The organism is Paenirhodobacter hankyongi (genome assembly GCF_003664585.1).
In the GTDB taxonomy this organism is placed as follows: domain Bacteria; phylum Pseudomonadota; class Alphaproteobacteria; order Rhodobacterales; family Rhodobacteraceae; genus Rhodobacter; species Rhodobacter hankyongi.
Genome location: NZ_RCHI01000001.1, coordinates 241,353 through 266,109 on the forward strand (window position 1 = coordinate 241,353; position 24,757 = coordinate 266,109).

Sequence of the window (24,757 nt, forward strand, 5' to 3'; positions counted from 1 at the left end):
CGGGCGCAGGCGGTTCCTTCCTTGGTAAAGCATCTTCCCCGCCATGAAAAGCGGGGCCCGGGCCGCCGGCCCTGCCAGCACCCGCATCGGGCGGCATTTCTCCGCCGAATGTTGAAAAAGTGATGGGGGGCGATCCCTGGAGCGACTGTCGCCGCCCGGCTGAGGGCTTATTTCTGCTGCGCCCCGCACCCGGAACAAGGCCGGGCGCAGGGCCCGGCCTTCCTGGTTCTCGCGGTGCCGCCTCAGGCGGTGGCGGCGGCCAGTGCCTGATCGAGGTCGTCGATCAGGTCGGCCACATCCTCGATCCCGATCGAGAGCCGCACCACGCCCGGCGCGGCGCCGGCGGCGACCTGCTGTTCCTCGCTCAGCTGGCGGTGCGTGGTCGAGGCGGGGTGGATGATCAGCGAGCGCGCATCGCCGAGGTTCGCGACGTGGCTGAAGAGCTTCAGATTGTCGACGAGCTTGACGCAGGCGTCATAGCCGCCCTTCACCGCCACGGTGAAGAGCGCGCCGGCGCCCTTCGGGCAGATCTTCGCGACCCGGTCGTGCCAGGGCGAGGACGGCAGGCCCGCCCAGGTGACATAGTCGATGCGCGGGTCCTTCTCGAGCCACTCGGCCACGGCCTTCGCGTTCGCCACGTGCTTTTCCATGCGCAGGCTGAGCGTCTCGATCCCCATCAGCGTGTAATGCGCTGCCTGCGGGTTCATCGTCATGCCAAGGTCGCGCAGCCCGATCGCGATCGAGTGGAAGGTGTAGGCCATCGGCCCGAGCGCCTCGTGGAACTTCAGCCCGTGATAGGCCGGTTCGGGCGCGCTGAGCGAGGGGAACTTGTCCGAGGCCGACCAGTCGAACTTGCCGGAATCGACGATCGCGCCGCCCATCACCGTGCCGTTGCCGGTGAGGTATTTCGTCGTCGAATGCACGACCAGCGTCGCGCCATGCTCGATCGGGCGGCACAGGTAGGGCGAGGCAAGGGTGTTGTCGACGATCAGCGGCAGGCCGAGCTTGTCCGCCACCTTAGCCACCGCGTCGAGGTCGGTGATGTAGCCGCCGGGGTTCGAGATCGACTCGCAGAAGATCGCGCGGGTGTTCTCGTCCACCGCCGCCTCGATCGCCGCGGGATCGTCGAAATCGACGAAGGTGCAGCCCCAGCCGAAGCGCTTCATCGTCAGGCCGAACTGGGTGATGGTGCCGCCGTAAAGGCGCGTCGAGGCGACGATGTTCAGGCCCGGCCCCATCAGCGGGAAGAGCGCCATGATCTGGGCCGCGTGGCCCGAGGAGCAGCACACCGCCCCCGCGCCGCCTTCGAGCGCGGCGATGCGGCCGGCGAGCGCCGAGACCGTCGGGTTCGTCAGCCGCGAATAGATGTAGCCCACTTCCTGCAGGTTGAAGAGCCGCGCCGCGTGATCGGCGTCTTTGAAGACATAGGCCGTGGTCTGATAGATCGGCACCTGGCGGGCGCCGGTCGCGGGGTCGGGCTCGGCCCCGGCGTGCACCTGCAGCGTGTCAAAGGAAAAGTCGGTCATATGCGCCTCCCGAAATGCATCGGGGCGAACCCTATCGCCGGGCCCGGGGCGCTTCAAACACATTCGTTTTGCGCGGGATGTTCCGGCTCAGGACCTAGAGGCCGAGGTGCAGATGCCCGCGCAGCCGGTACCAGGCCGGTGCGATGAAGCATTTCAGCACCATGTAGGTGAAGCCGATCGCGCCAAGCTGGCCCGCCGACTCGATCATCCGGTCAGGGCTGAACGGCGCCCCCGCGGAGGTCGAGAAGGGCTGCACGATGAAGGCCAGCAGCTCTGCCGCAAAGGCCGAGGCCAGCGCCAGCGCCGCAAGCGTGCCGAGAAACCGCAGCGGCCGGAACCAGCCCGACAGCCCGGTGTGCACGGCCTCGGCGAAGATCGCCAGGCCGATGCCGGTCAGGGTGGTCATGACGACGGGGACTTCCGCACCGAGAATCGGAACCGTGAATTCCATGAGCCGGTCCATGGGTTTCTCCCTCTACGCTCTGCCAAAAAGTTAACGGCAAACTGCGGTGGGATTGCGGGAAAACCGTGGTGGAAATGTGGCGGCGCCTCAGCGCAGCCAGAGCCCCTCGCGCCGGATCGCGTTGCGCAGCACCTGCTCGCGCCGCGGCAGGGCGTCGCGGTCGAACTTGCGCCGCAGCTTCTGGCCCTTGTGCTGATAGATCAGCTTCTTCGCGGGCAGGTAGGTCTTCAGCACCTTCTTCACCGCGTTCGGCGCCGTGACCTCCTCGACCATCGCCACCGCTGCGTCGCTTTCGCGCGCATAGAGCAGCGGCAGGGCGCGGTAATGGGTGGAGACCGCGCCATCGAGCCCGGCAAGCTCTGGCCCAGGCCGGCCGCCGCCGAAGGAGTGGATCACCAGCGGCAGCGCGATCTGGTCGAGCCAGGGATCGAGCGACTGGCTGGCCAGTTCGTCGGGTGTGCTCCAGCGGATCCAGTGCGCATAATGCATGAAGCGCTTGCCGAAGGCCTGGGCGTCGGCGCCGAAGAACCAGCCGGCGTTGAAGTAGAGATAGCGCTGCCAGTATTCATCGGGCTTGCTCAGGTCGAGCGAGCTTTCGAAATCGAGGCCGAAATGGTCGTAGAGGCTCTTCCAGATCTCGGTGTAGCCGACCTTGTAGAGCGGCGGCTCGGGCCAGGTGCCCTCGCGCCGCATCGAGGCCGAGGGGCGCGCGAAATCGAAGCCCACGCTGCTCAGCGGCCCGGTGAACACAGTGTCGGTGTCGAAGAAGACGAAAGGCTCGGCCGGCAGCGCCGTCATCGCCTCGATCTTGTTGCCGTAGGGATAGCTTTCGCCGAAGTGCTTGTTCTCGAAGGGGACGATCTCGGCGCCGGCTTCCGTCAGCAGCGCCCGCACCGGGTCCGAGATCCGCACCGGTTGCGACCAGCGTGCGCCCGTGGGCTCGGCGATCAGCAGCCGGCCGGCGAAATCGGGATTGGTCTTGCGGAAGGAGAGGGCGAAGAGGATCGCCTCGTATTCGAGCCGCCCGGCCTGCGCCACACAGAACACGTTGTAGGTTTGCCCGCTGGCCGCTGTGCCCGTCATCGTAATGCCTTTCACTGTCGCGACACTATAGCGGCAGAGCGGCGGCGGAGGGAAGGTGCCGCGCGCGCGAAGACCGCAGCAGAAGTGCCCGCAGGCCTTGCGAAAATCACCAATCCTGGGGGGGAATGGTGGGTGACCCTGGAATCGAACCAGGCGTGGGTCTCCCCGGCGGAGTTACAGTCCGCTGCCGCACCTTGCAGCTCGTCACCCGACGTGGGGCGGGATTTACCGAAGGGGTCGGGGGGCGTCAAGCGGGTTTTTCACGGATTTCGCGGCTCTTGCCAAAACGGCGCTGCCGGCGCAGGAAGGGACAAAAGGGGAGCGGCGATGAAGAAACCGACCTGGGTGATCGAGAAGGAGCGCGCCAAGCGCGCGGCGGCGGCGGAAACCGTGTGGCTGTTCGGCCTGCATGCGGTGCGCGACGCGCTGGTGAACCCGGCGCGGGTGAGGCTGCGCCTCGTGCTGACGAAGAACGCGTCCGACAAGCTGACCGATGCGATCGCCGCCTCGGGCATGACGGCCGAGATCGTCGATCCGCGCAAGTTCGACACGCAGGTGCCGCTCGCGCCCGATTCCGTGCACCAGGGCGCCGCGCTCGAGGTCAAGCCGCTCGACTGGGGCAAGCTCGAGGACGTGGCGCTCACCGGCCGCGGCGCGCCGCTGGTCGTGCTGCTCGACCGGGTGACCGATCCGCACAACGTCGGCGCGATCCTGCGCTCGGCCGAGGTCTTCGGGGCGCGCGCCGTTGTCGCCCCGGCGCGGCATTCGGCGCCCGAGACCGGCGCGCTGGCAAAGACCGCCTCGGGCGCGCTCGAACGCCAGCCCTATCTGCGGGTGACGAACCTCGCCGATGCGATGGAGGAACTGCGCAAGATGGGCTATGTGCTGCTCGGCCTTGCGGGCGAGGTCGAGGAAACGCTGGCCGAGGCGCTGGCCGCCGTCGGCACGCGGCCCGTGGCGCTGGTGCTTGGCGCCGAGGGGCCGGGCCTGCGCGAGAAGACGCGCGACACCTGCGACCGTCTGGTGAAGATCCCCTTCGGCGGGGAATTCGGCTCGCTCAACGTGTCGAATGCGGCGGCGGTGGCGCTTTACGCGGCGACGCATCGCTGAGGGCGATGGGGGATGCGGCGCGCGGATCTTTCACAAAGACGCGATTCGTTCCCGCCCCCCTTTAACCGCGGTTTCACATACCTATGTAAGATCACAGAAGCGCAGCTTGGAACCGCTGTGTTTCAGTTCACTGTCCCTCGTTCCGCACCTGTGCGCCCGGCCATTCTGGTTCGGGCGCATTTTTATCTGTCCGGCTGAAAGGGAGGCTCCCATGACCGATGCCGAACTCCGCGAGATCCTGCAGACCACCAAGGTGATCGCCGTCGTGGGCTTTTCCGCGAAAACCGACCGCGCCTCGCATTACGTCGCGGCCTTCCTGCAGGCGAAGGGATACCGGGTGATTCCGGTCAACCCGGGCCTCGCCGGCCAGAGCTTCCTCGGCGAGACGGTCTTTGCCGATCTCACCTCGATCCCTCCAGAGATCGCCGTCGACATGGTCGACATCTTCCGCGCGCCCGAGGCGGTGCCCGGCATCGTCGACGAGGCGCTTGCCCATCTGCCGGCGCTACGCACGGTCTGGATGCAGCTTGGCGTGATCAGCGCGGAGGGCGCTGCCCGCGCTCGCGCGGCCGGCAAGCGGGTGGTGATGGACCGTTGCCCGAAGATGGAGATCCCGCGGCTCGGGCTGTGAGCGGGGAGGGGGGCTCTGCCCCCCGCTGCGCGCCCCCCGAGGTATTTTCGGCAAGATGAAAAGCGAAGGGCCTCGCCTTGGTGACGAGGCCCCTGCTTTCTCCTTGCCTGAAATACCTCGGGGGTGAGCGGCGTCAGCCGCGAGGGGGCAGCCCCCCCTGCGCCCTCAACCCTTGACCGCCGCCGCCGCCTCGACGATCGCATCGGCGATGAAGTCGAGCTCGGGGCGGGTCAGCCGCGCGGGAAGGCGGGTGTCGCAGGCGCGCATCAGCATCGCGCGGGTCTTCGGCAGCTCGGGCAGCTCGCCGAGGAACTGCCAGTTCCAGAAGGCGCGGGCATTGTCCTTGCTCAGCCCGAAGACCTGCACGCCGACGCCGCGAGCCCTGGCCTCGTCCTGCAGGCGCAGCGCCTCGGCATCGGTCCAGTCGCCCTTGAGGTTGAACTGCAGGCTGTCGGGGGCGCGCGTCTCGGGGCCGAGGGCGGGCGGCACGTCGAGCCAGGGGCTCTCGTTCAGCTTCGCCGCGACGTAATCGTGGTTCGCCAGCCCGTCGCGCACGCGGCGCGGCACTTCGGCCAGCTGCGGCCGGATCACCGCGGCCGACAGGTTCTGCATCCGGGTGTTGTAGAGCGGCAGCTGGTTTTGCCAGTGCACGAAGCTGTTCTGCAGCCCCGGGTGTTTCTTCCAGTTGTGCTCGTAGGCGCCCGACATGATGATCGCGCGGGCGGCGAGTTCCGGGTCATCGGTCACCAGCACCCCGCCCTCGCCGGCGTTCACCAGCTTGTAGCTCTGGAAGCTGAAGCAGCCGATCTTGCCGATCGTGCCGATCTTCTTGCCGTCCCAGACGGTGCCGAGGCTGTGTGCCGCATCCTCGATCACCGGCACGCCCTTCGCGTCGGCGAGCTCCATGATCGCGTCCATGTCCGAGGTGTGGCCGCGCATGTGCGAGATCAGCACCGCCGCGATGCTGTCGTCGAACTTGGCGCGGAAGTCGTCGAGATCGACGCGGAAATTCTCGCCCACCTCGACCAGCACCGGCACGCAATCGGCATGCACGATCGCCGAGGGCACGGCGGCGAAGGTGAAGGCGGGCACCAGCACCCGCGCGCCGCGCGGCAGGTCGAGCGCCTTCAGCGAGAGGAAGAGCGCCGCCGAGCAGGAGGCGACGGCAACGGCATAGCGGGTGCCCATGAAGGCGGCGAACTCCGCCTCGAGCTGCGACACCGGCGCATTCTCCGAGGTGTAGCGGAACAGGTCGCCCGAGGCGAGAAGCCGCTCGATCTCGGCGCGCGCGGCCTCGGGGATGGGCTCGGCGTCGTAGCAGTTCGGCGGGGGGCAGGTGGGGGCGAGTGCGCCGTCACGGGGCATGAATTTCAGCTTTCCTGAATGTGACATTCGGGAAAGCTGTAAGATGCTGCGGGCCGCAGGCCAAGTGAAAGTTTCGTGTCGCCGGCGAAGTGTCGCCTAGAATCCCAGTCTATCGCGCAGGCTGTACCAACCCATGCCGAGCGCGAGGAGCGGGAAGCGCAGGTGGCTGCCACCCGGGAAGATATGGGCGGGCAGGGCTGCCATCACGTCGAAACCGTCGCCGGTCGCCGTCACCGCCTCGGCCATCAGCTTTCCGGCATGGGTGGCGAGCGCCACGCCATGGCCCGAGAAGCCCGATGCGGAGAGGCAGTTCAGATGGGGGCGGCGGAAGCAGGGCATCCGGTTCACCGTGATCGCCAGTGTGCCGCCCCAGGCATGGGTGATCTTCACCCCCTTCAGCTGCGGATAGACCTGTTCGAGCGGCTTGCGCACCAGCGCCGCGATGTCGCGCGGGAAACGATAGCTGACTGTCTCGCCGCCGCCGAAGAGCAGCCGGTCTTCATGCGCGCGCCAGTAGTTCACCACGAATTTCGTGTCATGCGCGGCGATGTTCTCGGTCAGCACCTCGCGCAGGCGGGCGCCCAGCGGTTCGGTGGCGACGATGTAATTGTTGATCGGCATCACGCGCGCGGCGATCTTCGGCTCGAGATGGTCGAGATAGCCGTTGGCGGCGAGGATCACGTGGTCACAGCTGACCTCGCCCGCCGCGGTGATCACCCGGCTCGTCTCGCCCGCGTGATGAGCGTGGCGGATCTTCGTCACCGCCGAGCGCTCGAAGATCTGCGCCCCCGCGGCCTCGGCCAGCCGGGCGAGGCCAAGCGCGAGGTTCAGCGGATGCAAATGCCCCGCGCCGCGGTCGATGTCGCCGCCGACGTAAAGCGGCGAGGGGATCAGCGCGGCAAGCCCGTCGCGGTCAAGCGGCGTGATCGCGTCATAGCCGTACTGGGTGGCGAGGTGCTCGGCCATGTGATGGGCGTGGGCAACCTCGCGCTCGTGCACGGCGCAATGGGCGATGCCGCGATGGGTCGGCACGCCCGCCTCGGCGGCGAGCGCATAGGTCAGCGCCTTCGCCTCCTCGGCCATGTCCCACATCCGCCGCGCCGCGGGCTTGCCGGCCATATGCTCGAGATCCGTCACCTCGAGCCGCTGGCCCGAACCGATCTGCCCGCCGTTGCGGCCCGAGGCGCCAAAGCCCGCGCGATGCGCCTCGAGCACGACGACGCGCCGCCCCGCGCGGGCGAGATGCAGCGCCGCCGACAGTCCGGTATATCCCGCGCCGACCACCGCGACATCGGCGCGGACCGCCCCCGCCAGGGCGGGACGGTCGGGCGCGGCATCGCGGCTCGCGGCATAGAAGCTTTGCGGGAATTCCCCGGGACGGTCGTTGGCGAAGAGAAGATTCATACGTTCAGCAGCAGATGTTCCCGCTCCCAGGGCGAGATCACCTGCAGAAACTCCTTGTATTCGTTGCGTTTCACCGCCTCGTAGACGGTGCAGAACTCGATCCCCAGCACCTCGCGCACCGGCGCGGAATCGGAGAACAGATCCAGCGCGTCGCCGAGGTTGTAGGGCAGGTCGGTCTCGTTCATGTAGGCGTCGCCGATGCATTCGGGGCGCGGCATCCGCTTCTCCTTGAGGCCCAGATAGATGCAGGCAAGCGAGGCGGCGAGGCCGAGGTAGGGGTTGCAGTCCATCCCGGCGAGGCGGTTCTCGATGCGCCGCGCGGCGGGGCCCGAGATCGGCACGCGCAGCCCGGTGGTGCGGTTGTCGCGGCCCCACTCGAGGTTGATCGGCGCGGCGAAGTCCGGCACGTAGCGGCGATAGCTGTTCACATAGGGCGCGAGCAGCGCAATCACCGCGGGCAGGTGGTTCTGCAGCCCGGCGATGGCATACATGAACTGGATGCTCTCGCTGCCGTCGGGCTCCGAGAAGATGTTCTCGCCGGTCTTCACGTCGACCACCGACTGGTGGATGTGCATCGCCGAGCCGGGCTCGCCCTCGATCGGTTTCGCCATGAAGGTGGCGAAGCAGTCGTGGCGCAGCGCGGCCTCGCGGATCTGCCGCTTGAAGAAGAAGATCTGGTCGGCCAGATGCACCGCATCGCCATGGGCGAGGTTGATCTCGACCTGACCGGCGCCGCCTTCCTGCAAGATGCCGTCGATCTCGAAGCCCTGCGCCTCGGCAAAGTCATAGATGTCGTCGATCACCTTGCCGTATTCGTCGACGGCCGACATCGAATAGGCCTGCTTGCCCGCGGCGCGGCGGCCCGAGCGGCCCATCGGCGGGATGATCGGCTGGTTCGGGTCGAGGTTGCGCGCGACGAGGAAGAATTCCATCTCGGGCGCGATCACCGGCTTCCAGCCCTCGGCCTCGTAAAGCGCAAGGATGCGCTTGAGCACGTTGCGCGGCGCGGTCGGCACCGGGTTGCCTTGCTGGTCCTCGACGTTGTGGATGATCTGCAAGGTCACGTCGGCGGTCCAGGGCGCGGCGGTGGCGGTGGCCCAGTCCGGCGTCAGGATCATGTCGGGCTCGGTGAAGGCGCCCATCGGGTTGTCGACCCATTCGCCGGTGATCGACTGCAGGAAGATCGAGTTCGGCAGGAAGAAGCGGTCCTGATGCACGAATTTCGAGGCCGGCATCGCCTTGCCGCGCGCCACGCCCGCGATGTCGGCGACGATGCACTCGACCTCGTCGAGACGGCGCCCGGCGATGTAGTCGCGCGCGGCCTGCGGGATCAGATCGGTCCAGTCTGACATGATGTGCCTTTCGGGGCTCAGGCCCGGGGTTTGAGGAAGAAGGCCGTGATCCGGTCGGCAAGCGTGCCGGAGTCGTTCGGCTGGCCAAGCCGGGCGCGGGCGGCCTCGAGCCGGTCGTCGGGGACCACGCCCTTGCCGCGGGCGTTCATCAGCCCCTCGACGAAGCTGTCGCGGAACTCGGGGTGGGCCTGCACGGTGAAGGCGGCATCGCCATAGACGAGCGCGGCATTCTCGCAAAAGGCGTTCGAGCCCGCCACCTCGGCCCCCTCGGGGCGCTGCGTCACCTGGTCCTGATGCCAGGCGTTCAGCGTCACGGACTCGCCGCCGAAATCATAGTCCTGCGCGCCGACGGCCCAGCCCCCGGGGAATTTCTCGACCGTGCCGCCCATGGCCTGGGCGATGATCTGGTGGCCGAAGCACACCCCGACCATCGGCACCTTCGCCGCGATCGCCTTGCGGATGAAGGCCTCGAGCGGCTTGATGAACGGGTGGTCCTCATAGGCGCCGAAGCGCGAGCCGGTGATGAGCCAGCCCTCGCAGTCATGGACGTCGGCGGGGAAGTCCATGTCCTTCACCCGGTAGGTGCGGAAGGTGAATCCGCGTCCGGCCAGAAGGGTTTCGAACATGTCGGGATAGTCGCCGGAGCCCTCGCGAAGGATGTCGGGGGTTTCGCCGGTTTGCAGGATGCCGATCAGCATGGAAGTCTCATGAAAGTTGGGTCGGGCAAGCCTAGCCCTCCGTCCCGAAGCGGGCAAGGGGGCCGGAACGGGCGGCGGGCGGGCCGTTTGCGCATGGGCGGCGGCCCTTTGCGCATGATCCGCCCGGCCATGTCACACCGTGTCGAGGTAGAGCTCGGTCTGTTCCTGCTCGGACAGCTCGGCCATGTAATGCACCTCCTGACGCTTGGTCATCAGGAAGTTCTCGATCAGCTCCTCGTCGAAGATGCGCCGGATCAGCGGGTCTTCGGCGAAGGTGTTGATCGCGAGGTTCCAGGTCGCGGGCAACTGCGCAAGACTTTGCGCATAGGCGTTGCCGATGATCGGCTCGTCGGGGCTCATGCCATCCTCGATGCCGATCAGCGCGGCACCGAGAACCGCGGCGATGCTCAGATAGGGGTTCACGTCGCCGCCCGCCACGCGATGCTCGATCCGCCGTGCCGCGGGGCCCGAGGCCGGGATCCGCAGCGCTGCGGTCCGGTTCTCATAGGCCCAGCCGATGCCGGTGGGCGCATGGGCGTTCGGCACCAGGCGCTCGTAGCTGTTCGCATGCGGTGCGAAGATCAGGGTCGAGCCGGGCAGGGCGGCGAGGCAGCCTGCGACCGCGGCGCGCATCGCCTCCGATCCCTTCTCGCTGCCGTCGTTGAAGATGTTGCGCCCCGCCTCGTCGAGGATCGAGAAATGCATGTGCATGCCGTTGCCCGACCACAGCGAATAGGGTTTCGCCATGAACGAGGCGGCGAAACCGTGGCTGCGCGCGAGCCCCTTCACCAGCATCTTGAAGAACCAGGTGTCGTCGGCGGCCTTCAGCGCGTCGGGCTGGTGCATCAGGTTCAGTTCGAACTGGCCCGGACCGGCCTCGGAAATCGCGGTGTCGGCGGGAATGTCCATCGCCTCGCAGGCGTCATAGAGCGCGCTGAAGAAGGCATCGAAGGCATCGAGCGCGCGCAGGGACAGCGTCTCGCCGCCGGTGCGCCGCTTGCCCGAGCGCGGCGAGGGCGGCACCCGCAGGGTCTTGCCGCTGTCGTCGATCAGGAAGAATTCGAGCTCGGTCGCCACCACGGGCGTCAGGCCGCGCGCCTTGTAGCGGTCGACGACGCGGGCCAGCGCCTGACGCGGATCGCCCGCATAGGGCCGGCCGTCCATGTGGAACATCCAGATCGGCAGAAGCGCCGTCGGCGAGGCGAGCCAGGGCATCGGCATGAAGCCCCGCTCGGTCGGGCGCAAAAGCCCGTCGCAATCGCCGGTCTCGAAGACGAGGGGGCTGTCCTCGATATCCTCCCCCCAGATGTCGAGGTTCATCACCGAGAAGGGGAAGCGGGTTCCCTCGGTGAAGATCTTGTCCGCGAACCTTGCGGGGATGCGCTTTCCCCGCGCCACCCCGTTCAGGTCCGCCGCTGCCACGCGAATGGTGCGCACTTCGGGGTGTTCAATCAGCCAGTCCATATCCTCACCTGACGATTTGCGGCCTGATCCTCAGTTTCGGGCGGATCGCGCCCGGCAGATGCCGGTTCAGGCGGCGGTTGATCCCCCCGAACAGCGCGATCAGGGTGACGGTCAGACAGACGAAGTAGAACGCCGCGATCGGGTAGGGGATGAAGGGGTTGAATGTCTTGTCCGCGAAGAACTTCGCGTAATAGAGCGCGTCGCCGCGCTGCTGGAACGCCGGGAAGCCCGAGAAGAAGACGAGCGTCGTGGCGTGGAAGAGGAAAATTGCCTCGTTGGTGTAGGCGGGCCAGGCAAGGCGCAGCATCGTCGGCCAGACGACGCGGCGGAACTTGGTCCAGCCGGTCATGCCATAGGCATCGGCGGCCTCGAGATCGCCCTTCGGCACCGCGTTGAGCGCACCATAGAAGATCTCGGCGGAATAGGCGGAGGTGTTGAGGAACAGCACGAACAATGCGCCGGCCCAGGCCGAGGTCATCCAGTCGGTGGGGACCAGAAGCCCCCACAGGTCGAAGCCGGTGCGCGGCAGCATCACCAGCGCCTCGTAGGCGATGAAGAACTGGATGAAGAGCGGCGAGCCGCGGAAGACGAAGATGAACCACTCGGCGGGCTTGCGCAGCCAGCGGTTCGGGCTGGCCTTCGCGAGCGCGAGCGCGGTGGCGAAGAAGAAGCCGAAGGCAAGGGCGAAGACACCGAAGTAGATGTTCCAGATCAGCCCCGAGCCGATCAGGGTGAACTGGTCGCACAGGGTGAAATCGCCGCGCGGCAGAAGCCGCTCGCCAAAGCCGAGCGAGCGCAGGCCGTAATCGGAGATCGTCTGCAGGCAGGAGGAACTCATGCGCCGGCCTTTCGCATCGCTTCGCCCGCCATCGTCGCCTGGCCCCGCGCGAGCCGCGTCGCGAGCCGGCCGAGCACGATCTCCGAGACCCGGGTCATGCCGAGATAGAAGGCAAGCAGCAGCAGGAAATACCACAGCCGCCAGTCGGGATGCGGGAAGTCATAGATCTGCGACTTCGTCGCCCCCAGCTCGCGCGCCCAGTAGACGATATCCTCGACGCCCAGCAGGAACAGCAGCGGTGTGGCCTTGATGAGGATCATCCACAGGTTCGACAGGCCGGGCAGCGCATAGGTCCACATCTGCGGGATCAGGATGCGCCGGCGCACCTGTGCGGGTGTCATGCCATAGGCCTCGGCGGTCTCGAGCTGGGCATGCGGCACCGCCCGCATCGCGCCATAGATCACGTTCGAGGCAAAGGCGCCGAAGACGATGGCGAAGGCCACCACGGCGAGGAGGAAGCCATAGACCTCGTGATAGATCTGCGGCGCGGAATTCAGCGGCAGCTTCGCCGCGGGGCAGACGAGGAAGTCATTGCCCTGCCGGATCGGCGCGGTCCAGTCCGGGCAGAGGATCTTGTGGCGGATGTATTCCAGCCCCTGGTCCATCGCCACGGGCACGAACAGGAAGAAGATGATGTCGGGAATGCCGCGCACCATCGAGGTGTAGCCCTTGCCGAACCAGCGCAGCGGCGCGATGTGGGAGCGCGCGGCGAGCGCGCCGCCAAAGCCGAAGGCCAGCGCCACCGGCGCCACCACCAGCATCAGCGCAATCACCACGAGGAACGAGCCGTAGAACAGCAGGTGCTTGCCCGAACTCAGGTAGCACAGCATCCAGGCGAGGCCGTCGAGGGCCTTCGGGTCGGCGCAGCTTGCGAACATGGAACCTGTCAGGAAGGGGCGGGTGCCGATCGTGAGACGGCCCCCGCCGGGGGGATCAGAAGGTCAGGGCGTCGTCGCCGAACCATTTCTTGATCATCGCGTTGAGCGAGCCGTCGGCCTTCATCGCGGTGATGACGGCGTTGAACTTCTCCTTCAGCGCGGTGTCGGACTTGCGCAGGCCCATGCCGATGCCTTCGCCAAGCGGAACATCCTCGCCGGTCCAGACGAGCGCGCCGCCCTGATCGGTGGTGAAGGCTGCCAGGGCGTCCTTGTCGGCGAAGACCGCGTCGGCCTCGCCGTTCTTCACCGCGGCGACGGTGTCGTCGAGGGTGGCGAATTCCAGCAGCGTCGCGCCCGATTTCGCGACGTAATCGGCCTGGATCGTGCCGACCTGCGCCGCGACCACACCCTTGAGGTCGGCGCCGTCCTTCAGCGCGGCATAGGCCGAGGCTGCCGGCGGGTAATAGGCTTCGGTGAAGTCGATGGTCTGCTTGCGCTCGTCGGTGATGCTCATGCCGGCCATGATCGTGTCATAGTTGCCGCCGAGCAGGTTCGGGATGATGCTGTCCCATTCGTTCGTCACCCAGGTGCACTTGACCTCGGCCTTGGTGCAGAGCGTGTCGCCGAGTTCGCGTTCAAAGCCGTCGACCTCGCCCTTGTCGTTGATGAAGTTGAAGGGCGGGTAGGCGCCCTCGGTGCCCATGCGCACGACATCCTCGGCGCTGGCAAACCCGGTCGACAGCGCCAGCGCGGCAGCGGCGGTCAGGATCAGCTTCTTCATGTGTTTCCCCTGTGCAGTGTTTGCAATCGTTGATTGTCTATCGTTGGCATCAAGCCGGCACGCTGGCCGACAGGAACTGTTGCAGGCGCTCCGATTTCGGCGCGCCGAAAAGCTGGGCAGGCGGACCTTCTTCCTCGATCAGGCCCTTGTGCAGGAAAATGACGTGATCCGAGACATCGGCCGCAAGGCGCATGTCATGGGTGACGAGGATCATCGTGCGATGCTCGTTCGCGAGATCCTTGATCACCTTCACCACCTCCTGCTGCAACTCGGGGTCGAGCGCCGAGGTGGGTTCATCGAAGAGCAGCGCCTCGGGCTGCATGCACAGTGCGCGCGCGATCGCCGCGCGCTGCTGCTGGCCGCCCGAGAGCTGTGCCGGCCAGTTGTCGGCCTTGTCGCCGATACCGACCTTGGCCAGCAGACTGCGCGCCAGCACCTCGACCTCCTTCGGGTCGCGCTTCAGCACCGTCACCGGCGCCTCCATGACGTTTTGCAGGATCGTCATGTGCGACCACAGGTTGAACTGCTGGAACACCATCGACAGGTTGGTGCGGAAGCGGGTCACCTGCGCTCGGTCGGCGGGACGCCGCGCGAGACCCTCGCCCGCCCATTTCACCGCCTCGCCGCCGAACAGGACCTCGCCGCGCTGGCTGTCCTCCAGCAGGTTGCAGCAGCGCAGCAGGGTGGATTTGCCCGAGCCCGAGGAGCCGATCAGCGAGATCACCTCCCCACGGTCGGCGCGGATCGAGACGCCCTTGAGCACCTCGAGCGACCCGTAGCTTTTGTGCAGGTCGCGGATTTCGATGACGGGTGCGGTCGCTGTCACTTTTCGGCTTCTCTTTGTCCGGTTGGTAAAGTTGGCGCGATTCCGGGGGGGAATGCAACGGCGGAGTGACGCTTGACGCTGGGAGATGCGCCAAAATGTCGGGCAGATGCATGCAGAGCGGGCATCCCCCTCAGCCGCGCCGGGCTTCCACCCGTTGTCGCGCCAGAGCCGAATCGCGGTCATTGATGCCCAGAAGGCTTGCGGTCAGGCGGATCAGCGCCTCTTCCTCGGGGGCGCGGGCGTCGTCCGACAGCGCCACGTCCCACATCGCCTCGATCACCCCGGCGCGGTCTTCATGGGCAATCTTGTCCTTCAGTGCGCGGGTGAAGCGCACGGTGTCGGGGGCCTCGGCCTCGACCGCCTCGCCGCGCTCGCGCAGCGCCTGCGCGGCCTCGGGCCCAAGCCCGCGGCGCATCGCGAGAACGCGGTCGATGCGCATCTTCTCGCCCTCGTCATACTGGTCGTCGGCGCGGGCAAGCCGCACCAGAAGCGCCGCCAGCGCCAGTTCCGCATCATCCGAGGTGAGCGGGGCAGGGCGGGGGTCGGCGAGAAGGTTGAGAAGTGCCTTGAACATGGCCGACACTCTAGCGCCTTTCGCGGCCGGGGCAAGGCGGGCTCAGCCGGCGTGGCCCTCGACAATGGCGAGCGAGACCTCGGCCGCGGCATCGCGCCCGGCCAGCGTCGCCTGATACCCCGCGCCGTGATGGCAGGCCCGCGCCGCCGCCAGACTGGGAAATTCGACGATCACGGTTTCGGGCGCCATCGTGCCCGCCACCACCTCGGGCGCGCCACCGAGCACCAGAAGACGCCCGCCCGCCGCGGCGATCGGGGCGGCGGCGGCCGCGCGATAGGCGGCATAGCCCGCGCGGTCGTGCACACGCACCTGCGCCACCCAGTATGCCGGTGTCATCCGCCCGTCGGGCTCAGCCATCCCAGCCCTCGACGATGCAGATGTCGGCCTCGGACACCGGCGTGCGCAGCGCCATTGCGCGCTGGTATTCCGGGCTCAGGTAGCAGGCCCGCGCCGCCTCGATCGTCGGAAACTCGATCACCACGGCGCGCGGGCGCAGGTCGCCCTCGACCACCTCCTGCGCACCGCCGCGCACGAGAAACCGGCCGCCATATTTCCCGAAAGCCTCCGCATTCGCCTCGCGATAGGCCGCATAGGCCTGCGGGTCGTCGACAGTGACGTGGCCGATCCAATATCCTTTCGCGCTCTTGCTCATCTGCGCCTCCCATTTTGCCAAAGCGTTGCGGGAGAACGCGGATTTTGCAAGACGACTCAGCGTCGCGCGGCCTTTTCGGCAATCCCCGAGGTGCCCTCGCGGCGCTCGAGCTCGGCCAGCACCTCGGCAAGGGGGACATCCTTCGCGGCGAGCATCACCAGCAGGTGGTAAAGCACGTCGGCGCTTTCATAGACGAGATTCTGGCGGTCGTCCTTGGCCACGGCCATGCAGGCCTCGATCGCCTCCTCGCCGAATTTCTGCGCGCATTTCTGCGCCCCCTTGGACAGCAGCTTCGCCGTCCAGGAGCTGTCGGGATCGGCGCTCTTGCGCGCCGCGATCGTGGCTTCAAGCCGTTCGAGCGTGGTCATGTCAGCCTCACGGGGATGCCGGCGGCGGCCATGTGTTCCTTGGCCTGCCGGATGGTGTAGGTGCCGAAGTGGAAGATCGAGGCGGCAAGCACCGCCGAGGCATGGCCCTCGGTCACACCCTCGACCAGATGGTCGAGCGTGCCGACCCCGCCCGAGGCGATCACCGGCACCTCGACCGCATCGGCGATGGCGCGGGTCAGCGGCAGGTTGAAGCCCGCCCGGGTGCCGTCGCGGTCCATCGAGGTCAGCAGGATCTCTCCCGCGCCCTTCGCCTCGACGGTGCGGGCGAATTCGACCGCGTCGATGCCCGTCGACTTGCGCCCGCCATGGGTGAAGATCTCCCACCGGCCCGGTTCCACCGTCTTCGCGTCGATCGCAACGACGATGCACTGGCTGCCGAAGCGGTCGGCGGCCTCGGCCACGACATCGGGGTTCGCCACGGCGGCAGAGTTGAAGCTGACCTTGTCGGCACCCGCGAGCAGCAGCTTGCGCACGTCCTCGTGGCTGCGCACGCCGCCGCCGACGGTGAGCGGCATGAAGCATTGCTCGGCGGTGCGGGTGACGAGGTCGTACATCGTGCCGCGGTTCTCGTGCGTCGCATGGATGTCGAGGAAGCACAGCTCGTCGGCGCCCGCCGCGTCATAGGCCTTCGCCGCCTCGACCGGGTCGCCCGCGTCGATCAGGTTGACGAAGTTGACGCCCTTGACGACGCGGCCGTCGGCGACATCGAGGCAGGGGATGATGCGGGTTTTCAGCATGGAGGCGCCTCCTTTGGCGCCTTGATAGCGCCCGTCGCGCGGGATGGGAAGCGAAAGGGCAGGGGCGCTGCCCCTGCACCCCGAGGTATTTCGGGCAAGATGAAGAGAGGGCCGCGGCGCTTTCATCTTGCCGAAAATACCTCGGGGAGCCGAGGCAGCGCCTCGGCGGGGCGGAGCCCCTCTTACGCCTTCAGCGCCGCAAGCGCCGCGGTCAGGTCGAGTGCGCCGTCATAGATCGCCCGGCCCGAGATCGCGCCGGCAATGACGCCGGTGTCGCGCAGCGCGATCAGGTCGGGCAGCGACGACACCCCGCCCGAGGCGATCACCGGGATCGTCACGGCGCGGGCCAGCGCCTCGGTCGCCTCGATGTTCGGGCCGGTCATCGCGCCGTCGCGCAGGATGTCGGTGTAGATGATCGCCGCAACGCCCGCATCCTCGAAGGATTTCGCGAGATCGGTGACCATCACGTCGGTCTCCTCGGCCCAGCCCTTGGTGGCGACACGGCCGCCGCGGGCGTCGATGCCGACCGCGACCTGGCCCGGGAATTCGCGGGCCGCCTCGCGCACCAGCGCCGGGTTCTCGACCGCCACGGTGCCGAGAATGACGCGCGAAAGCCCCTTCGAGAGCCAGCCCTCGATCGTCGCCATGTCGCGGATGCCGCCGCCGAGCTGGGCGGGAACGGTGATCCGGGCGAGGATCGCCTCGACCGCGGCGGCGTTCACCGGCGCGCCGGCGAAGGCGCCGTTCAGATCGACGAGGTGGACCCATTCGCAGCCCGCGGCCTCGAACTTGGCGGCCTGGGCGGCGGGATCGTCGCCGAACACCGTGGCCTTGTCCATTTCGCCATGCAGCAGGCGCACGCACTGGCCGTCCTTGAGGTCGATCGCGGGGTAGAGGATCATCGCGGCTCTCCTTGCCTTCGGGCTTTGGGCTTTCGGGCCTCATGCCACGGGCCGGGGCGCGCGGCAAGCCTTGCGAAACGCCACGTCAGGCTTGCCGGGAATCGGGGGGCGTGACCAGATGACGCGCAGGGAAACCGGGAGGAGAGACCATGAAACGCATTCTGCTGGCGGGGCTGTTTGCGCTCGCCGCGGGCGCCGCGGGCGCCGATCCGATCGAGGGGGTCTGGCAGACCCAGGCCGATGACGGCGCCTATGCGCTGGTGCAGATCGCGCCCTGCGGGGCGGCCTATTGCGGCAAGATCACCCGCACCTTCAAGGATGGCGGCGAGTACAAGTCGCCCAACATCGGCCGGCAGATCGTCATCGACATGGCGCCGAAGGGCAATGGCGCCTACGAGGGCAAGGTCTGGCGGCCCTCGAACGACAAGACCTACATCGGCAAGATCGCCCTTGCGGGCGATGCGATGAAGCTGTCGGGCTGTGTGCTGGGCGGGCTCGTCTGCGCCAAGCAGGACTGGTCGCGGGTGAAGTGACCGGCCTGCCGGCGGCAACGGAAAGGGCGCCTTCGGGCGCCCTTTTTCATGGTTTCCACTGCAGGAAGTTCGAGATCAGCCGCAATCCGGTGCGCTGCGATTTCTCGGGGTGGAACTGCGTCCCCACCATGTTGTCGCGCCCGACGATCGCGGTGATCGGCCCGGCATAGTCGACATGGGCAAGCAGGTGTGCGGGGTTCGCCACGCGGAAGTGGTAGGAGTGCACGAAATAGGCGTGATCGCCGGTCTCGATCCCCTCGAACAGCGCATGCGGGCGGTCGATCACCAGATCGTTCCAGCCCATGTGCGGCACCTTCAGCGCCGGATCGGCGGGCTCGATGCGCACCACCTCGCCCGGGATCCAGCCGAAGCCCTCGGTCGGTTCGAACTCGAGCCCGCGGCTTGCCATCATCTGCATGCCGATGCAGATGCCGAGGAAGGGCGTGCCCTTCTGGTGCACCGCCTCCTCGATCGCCTCGAAGAGCCCGGTGAAGCGGGTGAGGGCGGCGCGGCACGACGGGAAGGCGCCGTCGCCCGGCAGCACGATGCGGTCGGCGCGGGCCACCACATCGGGTTCCGAGGTGACGACGACCGAGCCCTGTCCGAGCTCGAGCGCCATCCGCTCGAAGGCCTTGCGGGCCGAGTGCAGGTTGCCCGAGTCGTAATCGACCAGAACGGTGAGGCTCATCTGTCTTCCCCTCTCAGAGTGCGCCCTTGGTCGAGGGCAGGACCCCGGCCATGCGCGGGTCGATCTCGACCGCCATGCGCAGCGCGCGGGCGACCGACTTGAAGGCCGCCTCGGCGATGTGGTGGCTGTTGATGCCATGCACCTTGTCGACATGCAGAGTGATGCCGCCGTTGGTCGAGAGCGCCTGGAAGAACTCGCGCACCAGCTCGGTGTCGAAGGTGCCGATCTTCTGCGTCGGGAACTCGACGTTCCACACGAGGAAGGGCCGCGCCGAGAGGTCGAGCGCGGTGGCGACCTGGGTGTCGTCCATCGCAAGCGCGAAATGGCCGTAGCGGCGGATGCCCTTCTTGTCGCCAAGCGCCTGCACCAGGGCCTGGCCAATGGCGATGCCCGTGTCCTCGACGGTGTGGTGGTCGTCGATGTGCAGATCGCCCACCGCGGTGATCGTCATGTCGATCAGCGAGTGGCGCGCGAGCTGGTCGAGCATGTGGTCGAAGAAGCCCACCCCGGTGACGTTCCGGTAGCTGCCGGTGCCGTCGAGGTTGATCTCGACCGAGATCTCGGTCTCGGCGGTCTTGCGGGTGATGGTGGCCTTGCGCATCGTCGCTCCCTTCCGTGTCACAGCCTTATAGGGCGCGGGGCGCGGCTTGCAAAGCAGGGGTGGGGCAAGGGTTTCTTAAACTCTTGCGCGGCATCTTTTGCCCGGCGGGGTGGAGAGCGCGACATGAGAATTCTGGTCCTGGCCGGGCGCTCGCCCGCGATGAGCCGCTTTTGTTCATTGATGCATGAGACCGGTTTCGAGGTGGCGCAGGCCCTGACCCTGGCCGAGGCGCGCATCCGCGCGCGGCTGCTGCGGCCCGGGGTGGTGGTGGCGGGGCTGTTCCCCGGGGAAGATGCCGAGGCCGGAGAGAGTGCGCTTGGCCTGATCCTGACGATGCAGGCGCATACGCCGGATCTGATGACGATCCTGCTGACCGATTCGCCGCTTTTCGCGCATGGCGAGCTTTTCGACATGCTCGGCTCGCTGCGTTGCGTCCTGGCCGAGACGATCGCGGCAGAGGACCTGGCCGAGGTGGTCCGGCATCTTCTGGCGCGGGGCCCCGGTCTGTGGGCTGTCCCGCATGCCTGTCTGCGGTGTCGTGTGGCCGATCAGTGCCACGATGCCGCCGCGGTGCGCGAGGGGGAGGAGGCGGGGGGATGGTCGTGCTGCATCGGCTGCGGTCGCGGCGTCTGAGCGGGGCGCGTGTGTCGGCCGCAAGCGTGGCGCGGGCCAGAAAAGCAAAAGGACCGCCGAAGCGGTCCGTTTCGCATTCATTTCGCTGGAGCGGGCGATGAGATTCGAACTCACGACCCTTACCTTGGCAAGGTAATGCTCTACCCCTGAGCTACGCCCGCATGCAGCGATATGTTTCCGAACTGGAGCGGGCGATGAGATTCGAACTCACGACCCTTACCTTGGCAAGGTAATGCTCTACCCCTGAGCTACGCCCGCACCGTTGTTCGGTGGAGGCGATTTATGGGATCGGGCGGGGGGCCGCAAGAGGAAAAATTCGTCGCTCCGAAAAAATCCTGTGGGCATCTTCCGGCGCAGGGTGGGCGCGATGCGGGAACCGTCAACAGGGCTTGGCCGTTGGCAGGGGGAAGGGCGGAAAGATCCGCCCCGACCCGAAACCACAGACGGAGGCAAGCGATGAACACCGACATGCTCGAAGGCAAGTGGAAGGAGATCAAGGGCAGCGTGCGCGCCAAATGGGGCGAGCTGACCGATGACGAGGTCGAGCAGGTGGCCGGCAATACCGAACGCCTGGCCGGGCTGATCCAGCAGAAATACGGCCGCTCGAAGGAAGAGGCGAAGCGCGAGGTCAACGACTTCATCGATTCGCTCTGACCGGGACGATTCCGGTGAAAAGGGGGGCTCAGGCCCCCCTTTTTGCGTTTCAGGCGAGGATCGCCAGCACCGCACTTGCGGCGAGCGACAGGAAGGTCAGCCCCATGCCGGCGACGCGCGCACGCATCGGGCCGCCGAAGCCGAGCGCCCAGGCGTGCAGCGCGCGCCCGAGAATCAGCGCCGCGCCCGACAGGTGCAGCGCGATGGCCCCGGCGCCGGCCAGCTCGGCCAGCAGCAGCATCACGATGCCGAAGGGCGCGTATTCGGCGAGGTTTCCGTGCGTGCGGATCCGCAGCGCCAGATCCCCGTTGCCGCCATCGCCGATCGAGACGCGCTGCGCCTTGCGCGCGTTCACCACATGCAGCGACAGGAAAATGTAAAGCGCCACCAGCGGCAGCGCATACCAGGCCGTGATCATCAATGTCTCCCATGCAATCGCGCCCGCAGCCTGACCGGCCACGGGCGCGAGAACAAGGGGAAACGGACGGACTTACTCGAGCTCGACGAGCAGGTCCTTGGCGTCGATCTGCGCGCCGGGCGCGACATGCACGGCCTTCACCGTGGCGGCGCGATCGGCGTGGATGCCGGTTTCCATCTTCATCGCCTCGATGGTCAGCAGCAGGTCGCCCTGCGCCACCTTCTGCCCGACCGCGACGGTGACCGAGGCGACGGCCCCCGGCATCGGCGCGCCGACATGGGCGGGGTTGCCGGCCTCGGCCTTCGGCCGCGCCTTCACCGCCGATTTCACCGCCCGGTTCGGCACGCGCACCGCGCGCGGCTGGCCGTTCAGCTCGAAGAACACCTTCACCTCGCCGGCCTCGTCGGTCTCGCTCATCGTCTGATAGCGGATCTCGAGCGTCTTGCCCGGGTCGATCTCGGCCGAGATCTGCTCGCCCGCCTGCATGCCATAGAAGAAGACCGGCGTCGGCAGGGTGCGCACCGGCCCGTATTGCCGGTGCCGGCCCATGTAGTCGAGGAAGACCTTCGGATACATCAGGTAGCCCGCCAGATCCTCGTCATCGACGGCATAGCCGTTCAGCTCGGCCGAGAGCTTTGCCCGCGTCGCCTCGAGATCGACCGCCGGCAGATGCAGCCCCGGCCGCTCGGTCGAGGCGGGCTCGCCCTTCAGCGCCTTCTTCACGATCGCCTCGGGCCAGCCTCCGGGCGGCTGTCCAAGGTTGCCCTTCAGCATGTCGACGACCGAGTCGGGGAAGGCCATGTCGCGGTCGGGATCAAGCACATCGGCCTTCGACAGCCCCTGCGCCACCATCATCAGCGCCATGTCGCCCACCACCTTCGACGACGGCGTGACCTTCACGATGTCGCCGAAGATCTGGTTCGCGTCGGCATAGGCCTGCGCCACCGCGTGCCAGCGTTCCTCGAGGCCAAGGCTGCGCGCCTGCGCCTTGAGGTTGGTGAACTGGCCCCCCGGCATCTCGTGCAGCCAGACTTCCGAGGCGGGAGCGCGCGTGCCCGATTCGAAGGCCGCATATTGCGTCCGCACCGCCTCCCAGTAGTTCGACATCCGCCGGATCGCGTCGATGTCGAGGCCGGTGTCGCGCTCGGTATGGGCGAGCGCCTCGACGATCGAGCCGAGGCAGGGCTGCGAGGTGCCGCCCGAGAAGGCGTCCATCGCCGCGTCGACGGCATCGACGCCCGCCTCGGCCGCGGCCAGAACCGTGGCCCCGGCGATGCCCGAGGTGTCATGGGTGTGGAAGTGAATCGGCAGGCCGACCTCGGCCTTCAGCGCGGTGACGAGGGCGCGGGCGGCGGCGGGCTTGAGCAGCCCCGCCATGTCCTTCAGGCCGAGCACATGGGCGCCCGCGGCCTCGAGCTCCTTCGCCATCGCGACGTAATACTTCAGGTCGTATTTCGCCCGCTCGGGGTTCAGGATGTCGCCGGTGTAGCAGATCGTGCCTTCGCAGATCTTCTCGGCCTCGATCACCGCATCCATCGCGACGCGCATGTTCTCGACCCAGTTCAGGCTGTCGAAGACGCGGAACACATCGACGCCGGTCTTCGCCGCCTGCGCCACGAAGAACCGCACCACGTTGTCAGGATAGTTGGTATAGCCCACCCCGTTTGAGGCGCGCAGCAGCATCTGCGTCAGCACGTTCGGCATCGCCGCGCGGATGTCGCGCAGCCGCTGCCAGGGGCATTCCTGCAAGAAGCGATAGGCGACGTCGAAGGTGGCGCCGCCCCAGCACTCGACGGAGAACAGATCGCCCAGATTGGCCGCATAGACCGGCGCCGCCTTGATCATGTCGATCGAGCGCATCCGGGTCGCCAAGAGCGACTGGTGGCCGTCACGCATCGTGGTGTCGGTCAGCAGCAGCCGCTTTTGCGCCTTCATCCAGTCGGCCACCGCCTTCGGCCCTTCGGCCTCGAGCAACTGCCGGGTGCCGGGACGGACCGGGCCCTTGATCTCGGGCAGGCGCGGCGGGCGTGCCTCGGCCGGCGGCTTCGGCCGGCCCGCGGTCTCGGGATGGCCGTTCACCGTGATGTCGGCGATGTAGGTCAGGATCTTGGTGCCGCGGTCGCGCCGCTTCTTGAAGCTGAACAGGTCAGGCGTCGTGTCGATGAACTTCGTCGTGTAGCCCATGCTCAGGAAAGTCGGGTGCTTGAGCAGGTTGATGACGAAGTCGATGTTGGTGCTCACGCCGCGGATGCGGAACTCGCGCAGCGCGCGGTCCATGCGGTGGATGGTCTGGTCGGGGGTCTGCGCCCAGGCGGTCACCTTCACCAGAAGGCTGTCGTAATAGCGGGTGATGACGCCGCCCGCATAGGCCGTGCCGCCGTCGAGCCGGATCCCCATGCCGGTCGCGGTGCGATAGGCGGTGATGCGGCCGTAATCGGGGATGAAGTTGTTCTGCGGGTCTTCGGTCGTCACCCGGCATTGCAGCGCGTGGCCGGAAAGCGTCACCTCGGATTGCGCGGCGGCGCCCGTCGCCTCGGCCAGCGTCGCGCCCTCGGCGATGCGGATCTGCGCCTGCACGATGTCGATGCCGGTGACCTCCTCGGTCACGGTATGCTCGACCTGCACGCGCGGGTTGACCTCGATGAAGTAGAAACGGCCCTCGTCCATGTCCATCAGGAACTCGACGGTGCCGGCGTTCTGATAGCCGACGGCATTGCCGATCTTCAGCGCCAGGCCACAGACCTCGGCGCGCTGTTCGGGTGTCAGATAGGGGGCGGGAGCGCGCTCGACCACCTTCTGGTTGCGCCGCTGCACGGTGCAGTCGCGCTCGTAGAGGTGATAGAGATGGCCATGGGTGTCGCCCAGAAGCTGCACCTCGACGTGGCGGGCGCGCAGGATCATCTTTTCCAGATAGCCCTCGCCGTTGCCGAAGGCGGCCTCGGCCTCGCGCCGGCCCTCGCGCACCTTCTCGACCAGCTCGTCGGGGCCCATGATCGGGCGCATGCCGCGCCCGCCGCCGCCCCAGCTCGCCTTCAGCATCAGCGGATAGCCGATCGCGGCCGCCTCGGTCTTGATCGCGTCGAAATCGTCGCCCAGCACCTCGGTCGCGGGGATCACCGGCACCCCCGCCTTCATCGCCACATGCCGGGCCGAGGCCTTGTCGCCAAGGGCGCGCATGGTCTCGGCGCGCGGGCCGATGAAGGTGATGCCGGCCTTGTCGCAGGCCTCGACGAAATCGGGGTTCTCCGACAGCAGCCCATAGCCCGGGTGGATCGCGTCGGCGCCCGATTCCTGCGCCACACGGATGATCTCGGGGATCGAGAGATAGGCGCCGACGGGGCTCAGCCCCGCGCCGATGCGATAGGCCTCGTCCGCCTTGAAGCGGTGCAGGGAGAGCTTGTCTTCCTCGGCATAGACGGCGACGGTCTTCTTGCCGAGTTCGTTTGCGGCCCGCATCACGCGGATGGCAATCTCGCCCCGGTTGGCGATCAGGATTTTGCGGAACATCATGGACCCTCCCCGCAGTGGTGCTGGAAAACCTAGCGTCGCTGCGATGC

Annotated in this window: 27 protein-coding genes and 3 tRNA genes; 5 read left to right on the top strand and 25 right to left on the bottom strand. The window is 67.3% G+C overall.

All coding sequences use genetic code 11. The annotated features are described in order from the left end of the window. Positions 1 to 242 precede the first annotated feature (242 nt). The 4 genes from DYS74_RS01110 to DYS74_RS18555 form a co-directional block, all read right to left on the bottom strand. Positions 243 to 1,526, bottom strand: coding sequence for an O-acetylhomoserine aminocarboxypropyltransferase/cysteine synthase family protein (locus tag DYS74_RS01110; RefSeq protein ID WP_121530315.1), 1,284 nt, complete (start codon positions 1,524 to 1,526; stop codon positions 243 to 245). A gap of 94 nt (positions 1,527 to 1,620) precedes the next feature. Beyond that, complete coding sequence (locus tag DYS74_RS01115; protein WP_121530316.1) at positions 1,621 to 1,989, bottom strand: hypothetical protein; 369 nt, start codon at positions 1,987 to 1,989, stop codon at positions 1,621 to 1,623. 87 nt (positions 1,990 to 2,076) lie between these two features. Then, positions 2,077 to 3,072 (bottom strand): hypothetical protein, encoded by a 996-nt coding sequence (locus tag DYS74_RS01120; RefSeq protein WP_121530317.1) that lies wholly within the window; start codon positions 3,070 to 3,072, stop codon positions 2,077 to 2,079. A 126-nt stretch (positions 3,073 to 3,198) separates the two neighbouring features. Then, positions 3,199 to 3,282 (bottom strand) — tRNA-Tyr (locus tag DYS74_RS18555). A 117-nt stretch (positions 3,283 to 3,399) separates the two neighbouring features. Here DYS74_RS18555 and rlmB point away from each other — a divergent pair. Beyond that, a complete protein-coding gene (rlmB, locus tag DYS74_RS01125) occupies positions 3,400 to 4,182 on the top strand; it encodes a 23S rRNA (guanosine(2251)-2'-O)-methyltransferase RlmB (RefSeq protein ID WP_121530318.1) in 783 nt (260 codons plus the stop codon). Between the two features lie 211 nt (positions 4,183 to 4,393). Beyond that, complete coding sequence (locus tag DYS74_RS01130) at positions 4,394 to 4,813, top strand: CoA-binding protein (protein ID WP_121530319.1); 420 nt, start codon at positions 4,394 to 4,396, stop codon at positions 4,811 to 4,813. Positions 4,814 to 4,978: 165 nt separating this feature from the next. On the opposite strand, the gene DYS74_RS01135 is transcribed toward DYS74_RS01130, so the two are convergent. From DYS74_RS01135 to hisA, 15 genes are all read right to left on the bottom strand, one after another. Then, positions 4,979 to 6,178 carry a DegT/DnrJ/EryC1/StrS family aminotransferase gene (locus tag DYS74_RS01135; RefSeq protein WP_121530320.1) on the bottom strand — a complete coding sequence of 400 codons (1,200 nt, stop codon included), beginning with the start codon at positions 6,176 to 6,178 and terminating at the stop codon, positions 4,979 to 4,981. A 96-nt stretch (positions 6,179 to 6,274) separates the two neighbouring features. Beyond that, positions 6,275 to 7,582, bottom strand: a complete 1,308-nt coding sequence (locus DYS74_RS01140) for an NAD(P)/FAD-dependent oxidoreductase (protein WP_121530321.1) — start codon at positions 7,580 to 7,582, stop codon at positions 6,275 to 6,277. Beyond that, positions 7,579 to 8,934, bottom strand: coding sequence for a glutamine synthetase family protein (locus DYS74_RS01145; protein WP_121530322.1), 1,356 nt, complete (start codon positions 8,932 to 8,934; stop codon positions 7,579 to 7,581). Before DYS74_RS01145 ends, DYS74_RS01140 begins: the two co-directional genes overlap by 4 nt. 17 nt (positions 8,935 to 8,951) lie before the next feature. Continuing rightward, positions 8,952 to 9,632, bottom strand: a complete 681-nt coding sequence (locus DYS74_RS01150; RefSeq protein WP_121530323.1) for a type 1 glutamine amidotransferase — start codon at positions 9,630 to 9,632, stop codon at positions 8,952 to 8,954. Positions 9,633 to 9,764: 132 nt separating this feature from the next. Then, positions 9,765 to 11,096 (bottom strand): glutamine synthetase family protein, encoded by a 1,332-nt coding sequence (locus tag DYS74_RS01155; RefSeq protein ID WP_121530324.1) that lies wholly within the window; start codon positions 11,094 to 11,096, stop codon positions 9,765 to 9,767. 4 nt (positions 11,097 to 11,100) lie between these two features. Then, positions 11,101 to 11,934, bottom strand: coding sequence for an ABC transporter permease (locus DYS74_RS01160; protein ID WP_121530325.1), 834 nt, complete (start codon positions 11,932 to 11,934; stop codon positions 11,101 to 11,103). Continuing rightward, positions 11,931 to 12,812 (bottom strand): ABC transporter permease, encoded by an 882-nt coding sequence (locus tag DYS74_RS01165; RefSeq protein WP_121530326.1) that lies wholly within the window; start codon positions 12,810 to 12,812, stop codon positions 11,931 to 11,933. The genes DYS74_RS01160 and DYS74_RS01165 overlap by 4 nt, the downstream gene beginning before the upstream one ends. Positions 12,813 to 12,867: 55 nt before the next feature. After that, positions 12,868 to 13,593 carry a transporter substrate-binding domain-containing protein gene (locus tag DYS74_RS01170; RefSeq protein WP_121530327.1) on the bottom strand — a complete coding sequence of 242 codons (726 nt, stop codon included), beginning with the start codon at positions 13,591 to 13,593 and terminating at the stop codon, positions 12,868 to 12,870. Positions 13,594 to 13,642: 49 nt separating this feature from the next. Then, entirely contained in the window at positions 13,643 to 14,419 is a 777-nt protein-coding gene (locus tag DYS74_RS01175; RefSeq protein ID WP_121530328.1) for an ABC transporter ATP-binding protein, read from the bottom strand. Between the two features lie 130 nt (positions 14,420 to 14,549). Beyond that, positions 14,550 to 14,993 carry a tellurite resistance TerB family protein gene (locus DYS74_RS01180; protein ID WP_121530329.1) on the bottom strand — a complete coding sequence of 148 codons (444 nt, stop codon included), beginning with the start codon at positions 14,991 to 14,993 and terminating at the stop codon, positions 14,550 to 14,552. 42 nt (positions 14,994 to 15,035) lie between these two features. Continuing rightward, positions 15,036 to 15,350, bottom strand: a complete 315-nt coding sequence (locus tag DYS74_RS01185; RefSeq protein ID WP_245965156.1) for a DUF1330 domain-containing protein — start codon at positions 15,348 to 15,350, stop codon at positions 15,036 to 15,038. Beyond that, positions 15,343 to 15,645: a DUF1330 domain-containing protein gene (locus tag DYS74_RS01190; RefSeq protein ID WP_121530330.1), complete on the bottom strand. Its 303-nt coding sequence runs from the start codon at positions 15,643 to 15,645 to the stop codon at positions 15,343 to 15,345. The genes DYS74_RS01185 and DYS74_RS01190 overlap by 8 nt, the downstream gene beginning before the upstream one ends. 56 nt (positions 15,646 to 15,701) lie before the next feature. Next, entirely contained in the window at positions 15,702 to 16,013 is a 312-nt protein-coding gene (locus DYS74_RS01195; protein WP_121530331.1) for a phosphoribosyl-ATP diphosphatase, read from the bottom strand. Beyond that, positions 16,010 to 16,771 (bottom strand): imidazole glycerol phosphate synthase subunit HisF, encoded by a 762-nt coding sequence (gene hisF, locus DYS74_RS01200; RefSeq protein ID WP_121530332.1) that lies wholly within the window; start codon positions 16,769 to 16,771, stop codon positions 16,010 to 16,012. Before hisF ends, DYS74_RS01195 begins: the two co-directional genes overlap by 4 nt. 182 nt (positions 16,772 to 16,953) lie before the next feature. Continuing rightward, the gene (gene hisA / locus DYS74_RS01205; protein ID WP_121530333.1) at positions 16,954 to 17,673 is read right to left on the bottom strand and encodes a 1-(5-phosphoribosyl)-5-[(5-phosphoribosylamino)methylideneamino]imidazole-4-carboxamide isomerase; all 720 of its coding nucleotides are present in this window, start codon (positions 17,671 to 17,673) and stop codon (positions 16,954 to 16,956) included. A 149-nt stretch (positions 17,674 to 17,822) separates the two neighbouring features. Between hisA and DYS74_RS01210 the strand changes: the two genes are divergently transcribed. Beyond that, the gene (locus DYS74_RS01210; RefSeq protein WP_121530334.1) at positions 17,823 to 18,206 is read left to right on the top strand and encodes a DUF2147 domain-containing protein; all 384 of its coding nucleotides are present in this window, start codon (positions 17,823 to 17,825) and stop codon (positions 18,204 to 18,206) included. A gap of 46 nt (positions 18,207 to 18,252) precedes the next feature. Here DYS74_RS01210 and hisH read toward each other — a convergent pair whose 3' ends face one another. Next, the gene (gene hisH / locus DYS74_RS01215; RefSeq protein WP_121530335.1) at positions 18,253 to 18,894 is read right to left on the bottom strand and encodes an imidazole glycerol phosphate synthase subunit HisH; all 642 of its coding nucleotides are present in this window, start codon (positions 18,892 to 18,894) and stop codon (positions 18,253 to 18,255) included. 13 nt (positions 18,895 to 18,907) lie between these two features. Next, entirely contained in the window at positions 18,908 to 19,495 is a 588-nt protein-coding gene (gene hisB / locus DYS74_RS01220; protein ID WP_121530336.1) for an imidazoleglycerol-phosphate dehydratase HisB, read from the bottom strand. A gap of 123 nt (positions 19,496 to 19,618) precedes the next feature. Between hisB and DYS74_RS01225 the strand changes: the two genes are divergently transcribed. Next, the gene (locus DYS74_RS01225; RefSeq protein WP_147435432.1) at positions 19,619 to 20,128 is read left to right on the top strand and encodes a hypothetical protein; all 510 of its coding nucleotides are present in this window, start codon (positions 19,619 to 19,621) and stop codon (positions 20,126 to 20,128) included. 86 nt (positions 20,129 to 20,214) lie between these two features. Here the strand turns inward: DYS74_RS01225 and DYS74_RS01230 are convergent. Beyond that, positions 20,215 to 20,289 (bottom strand) — tRNA-Gly (locus tag DYS74_RS01230). Between the two features lie 22 nt (positions 20,290 to 20,311). Beyond that, positions 20,312 to 20,386, bottom strand: a tRNA-Gly gene (locus DYS74_RS01235). Between the two features lie 198 nt (positions 20,387 to 20,584). Here DYS74_RS01235 and DYS74_RS01240 point away from each other — a divergent pair. After that, a complete protein-coding gene (locus DYS74_RS01240) occupies positions 20,585 to 20,782 on the top strand; it encodes a CsbD family protein (RefSeq protein ID WP_121530338.1) in 198 nt (65 codons plus the stop codon). Between the two features lie 49 nt (positions 20,783 to 20,831). On the opposite strand, the gene DYS74_RS01245 is transcribed toward DYS74_RS01240, so the two are convergent. Continuing rightward, positions 20,832 to 21,200 (bottom strand): MAPEG family protein, encoded by a 369-nt coding sequence (locus tag DYS74_RS01245; RefSeq protein WP_121530339.1) that lies wholly within the window; start codon positions 21,198 to 21,200, stop codon positions 20,832 to 20,834. Between the two features lie 72 nt (positions 21,201 to 21,272). Beyond that, complete coding sequence (locus tag DYS74_RS01250; RefSeq protein WP_121530340.1) at positions 21,273 to 24,707, bottom strand: pyruvate carboxylase; 3,435 nt, start codon at positions 24,705 to 24,707, stop codon at positions 21,273 to 21,275. Positions 24,708 to 24,757: the final 50 nt, after the last annotated feature.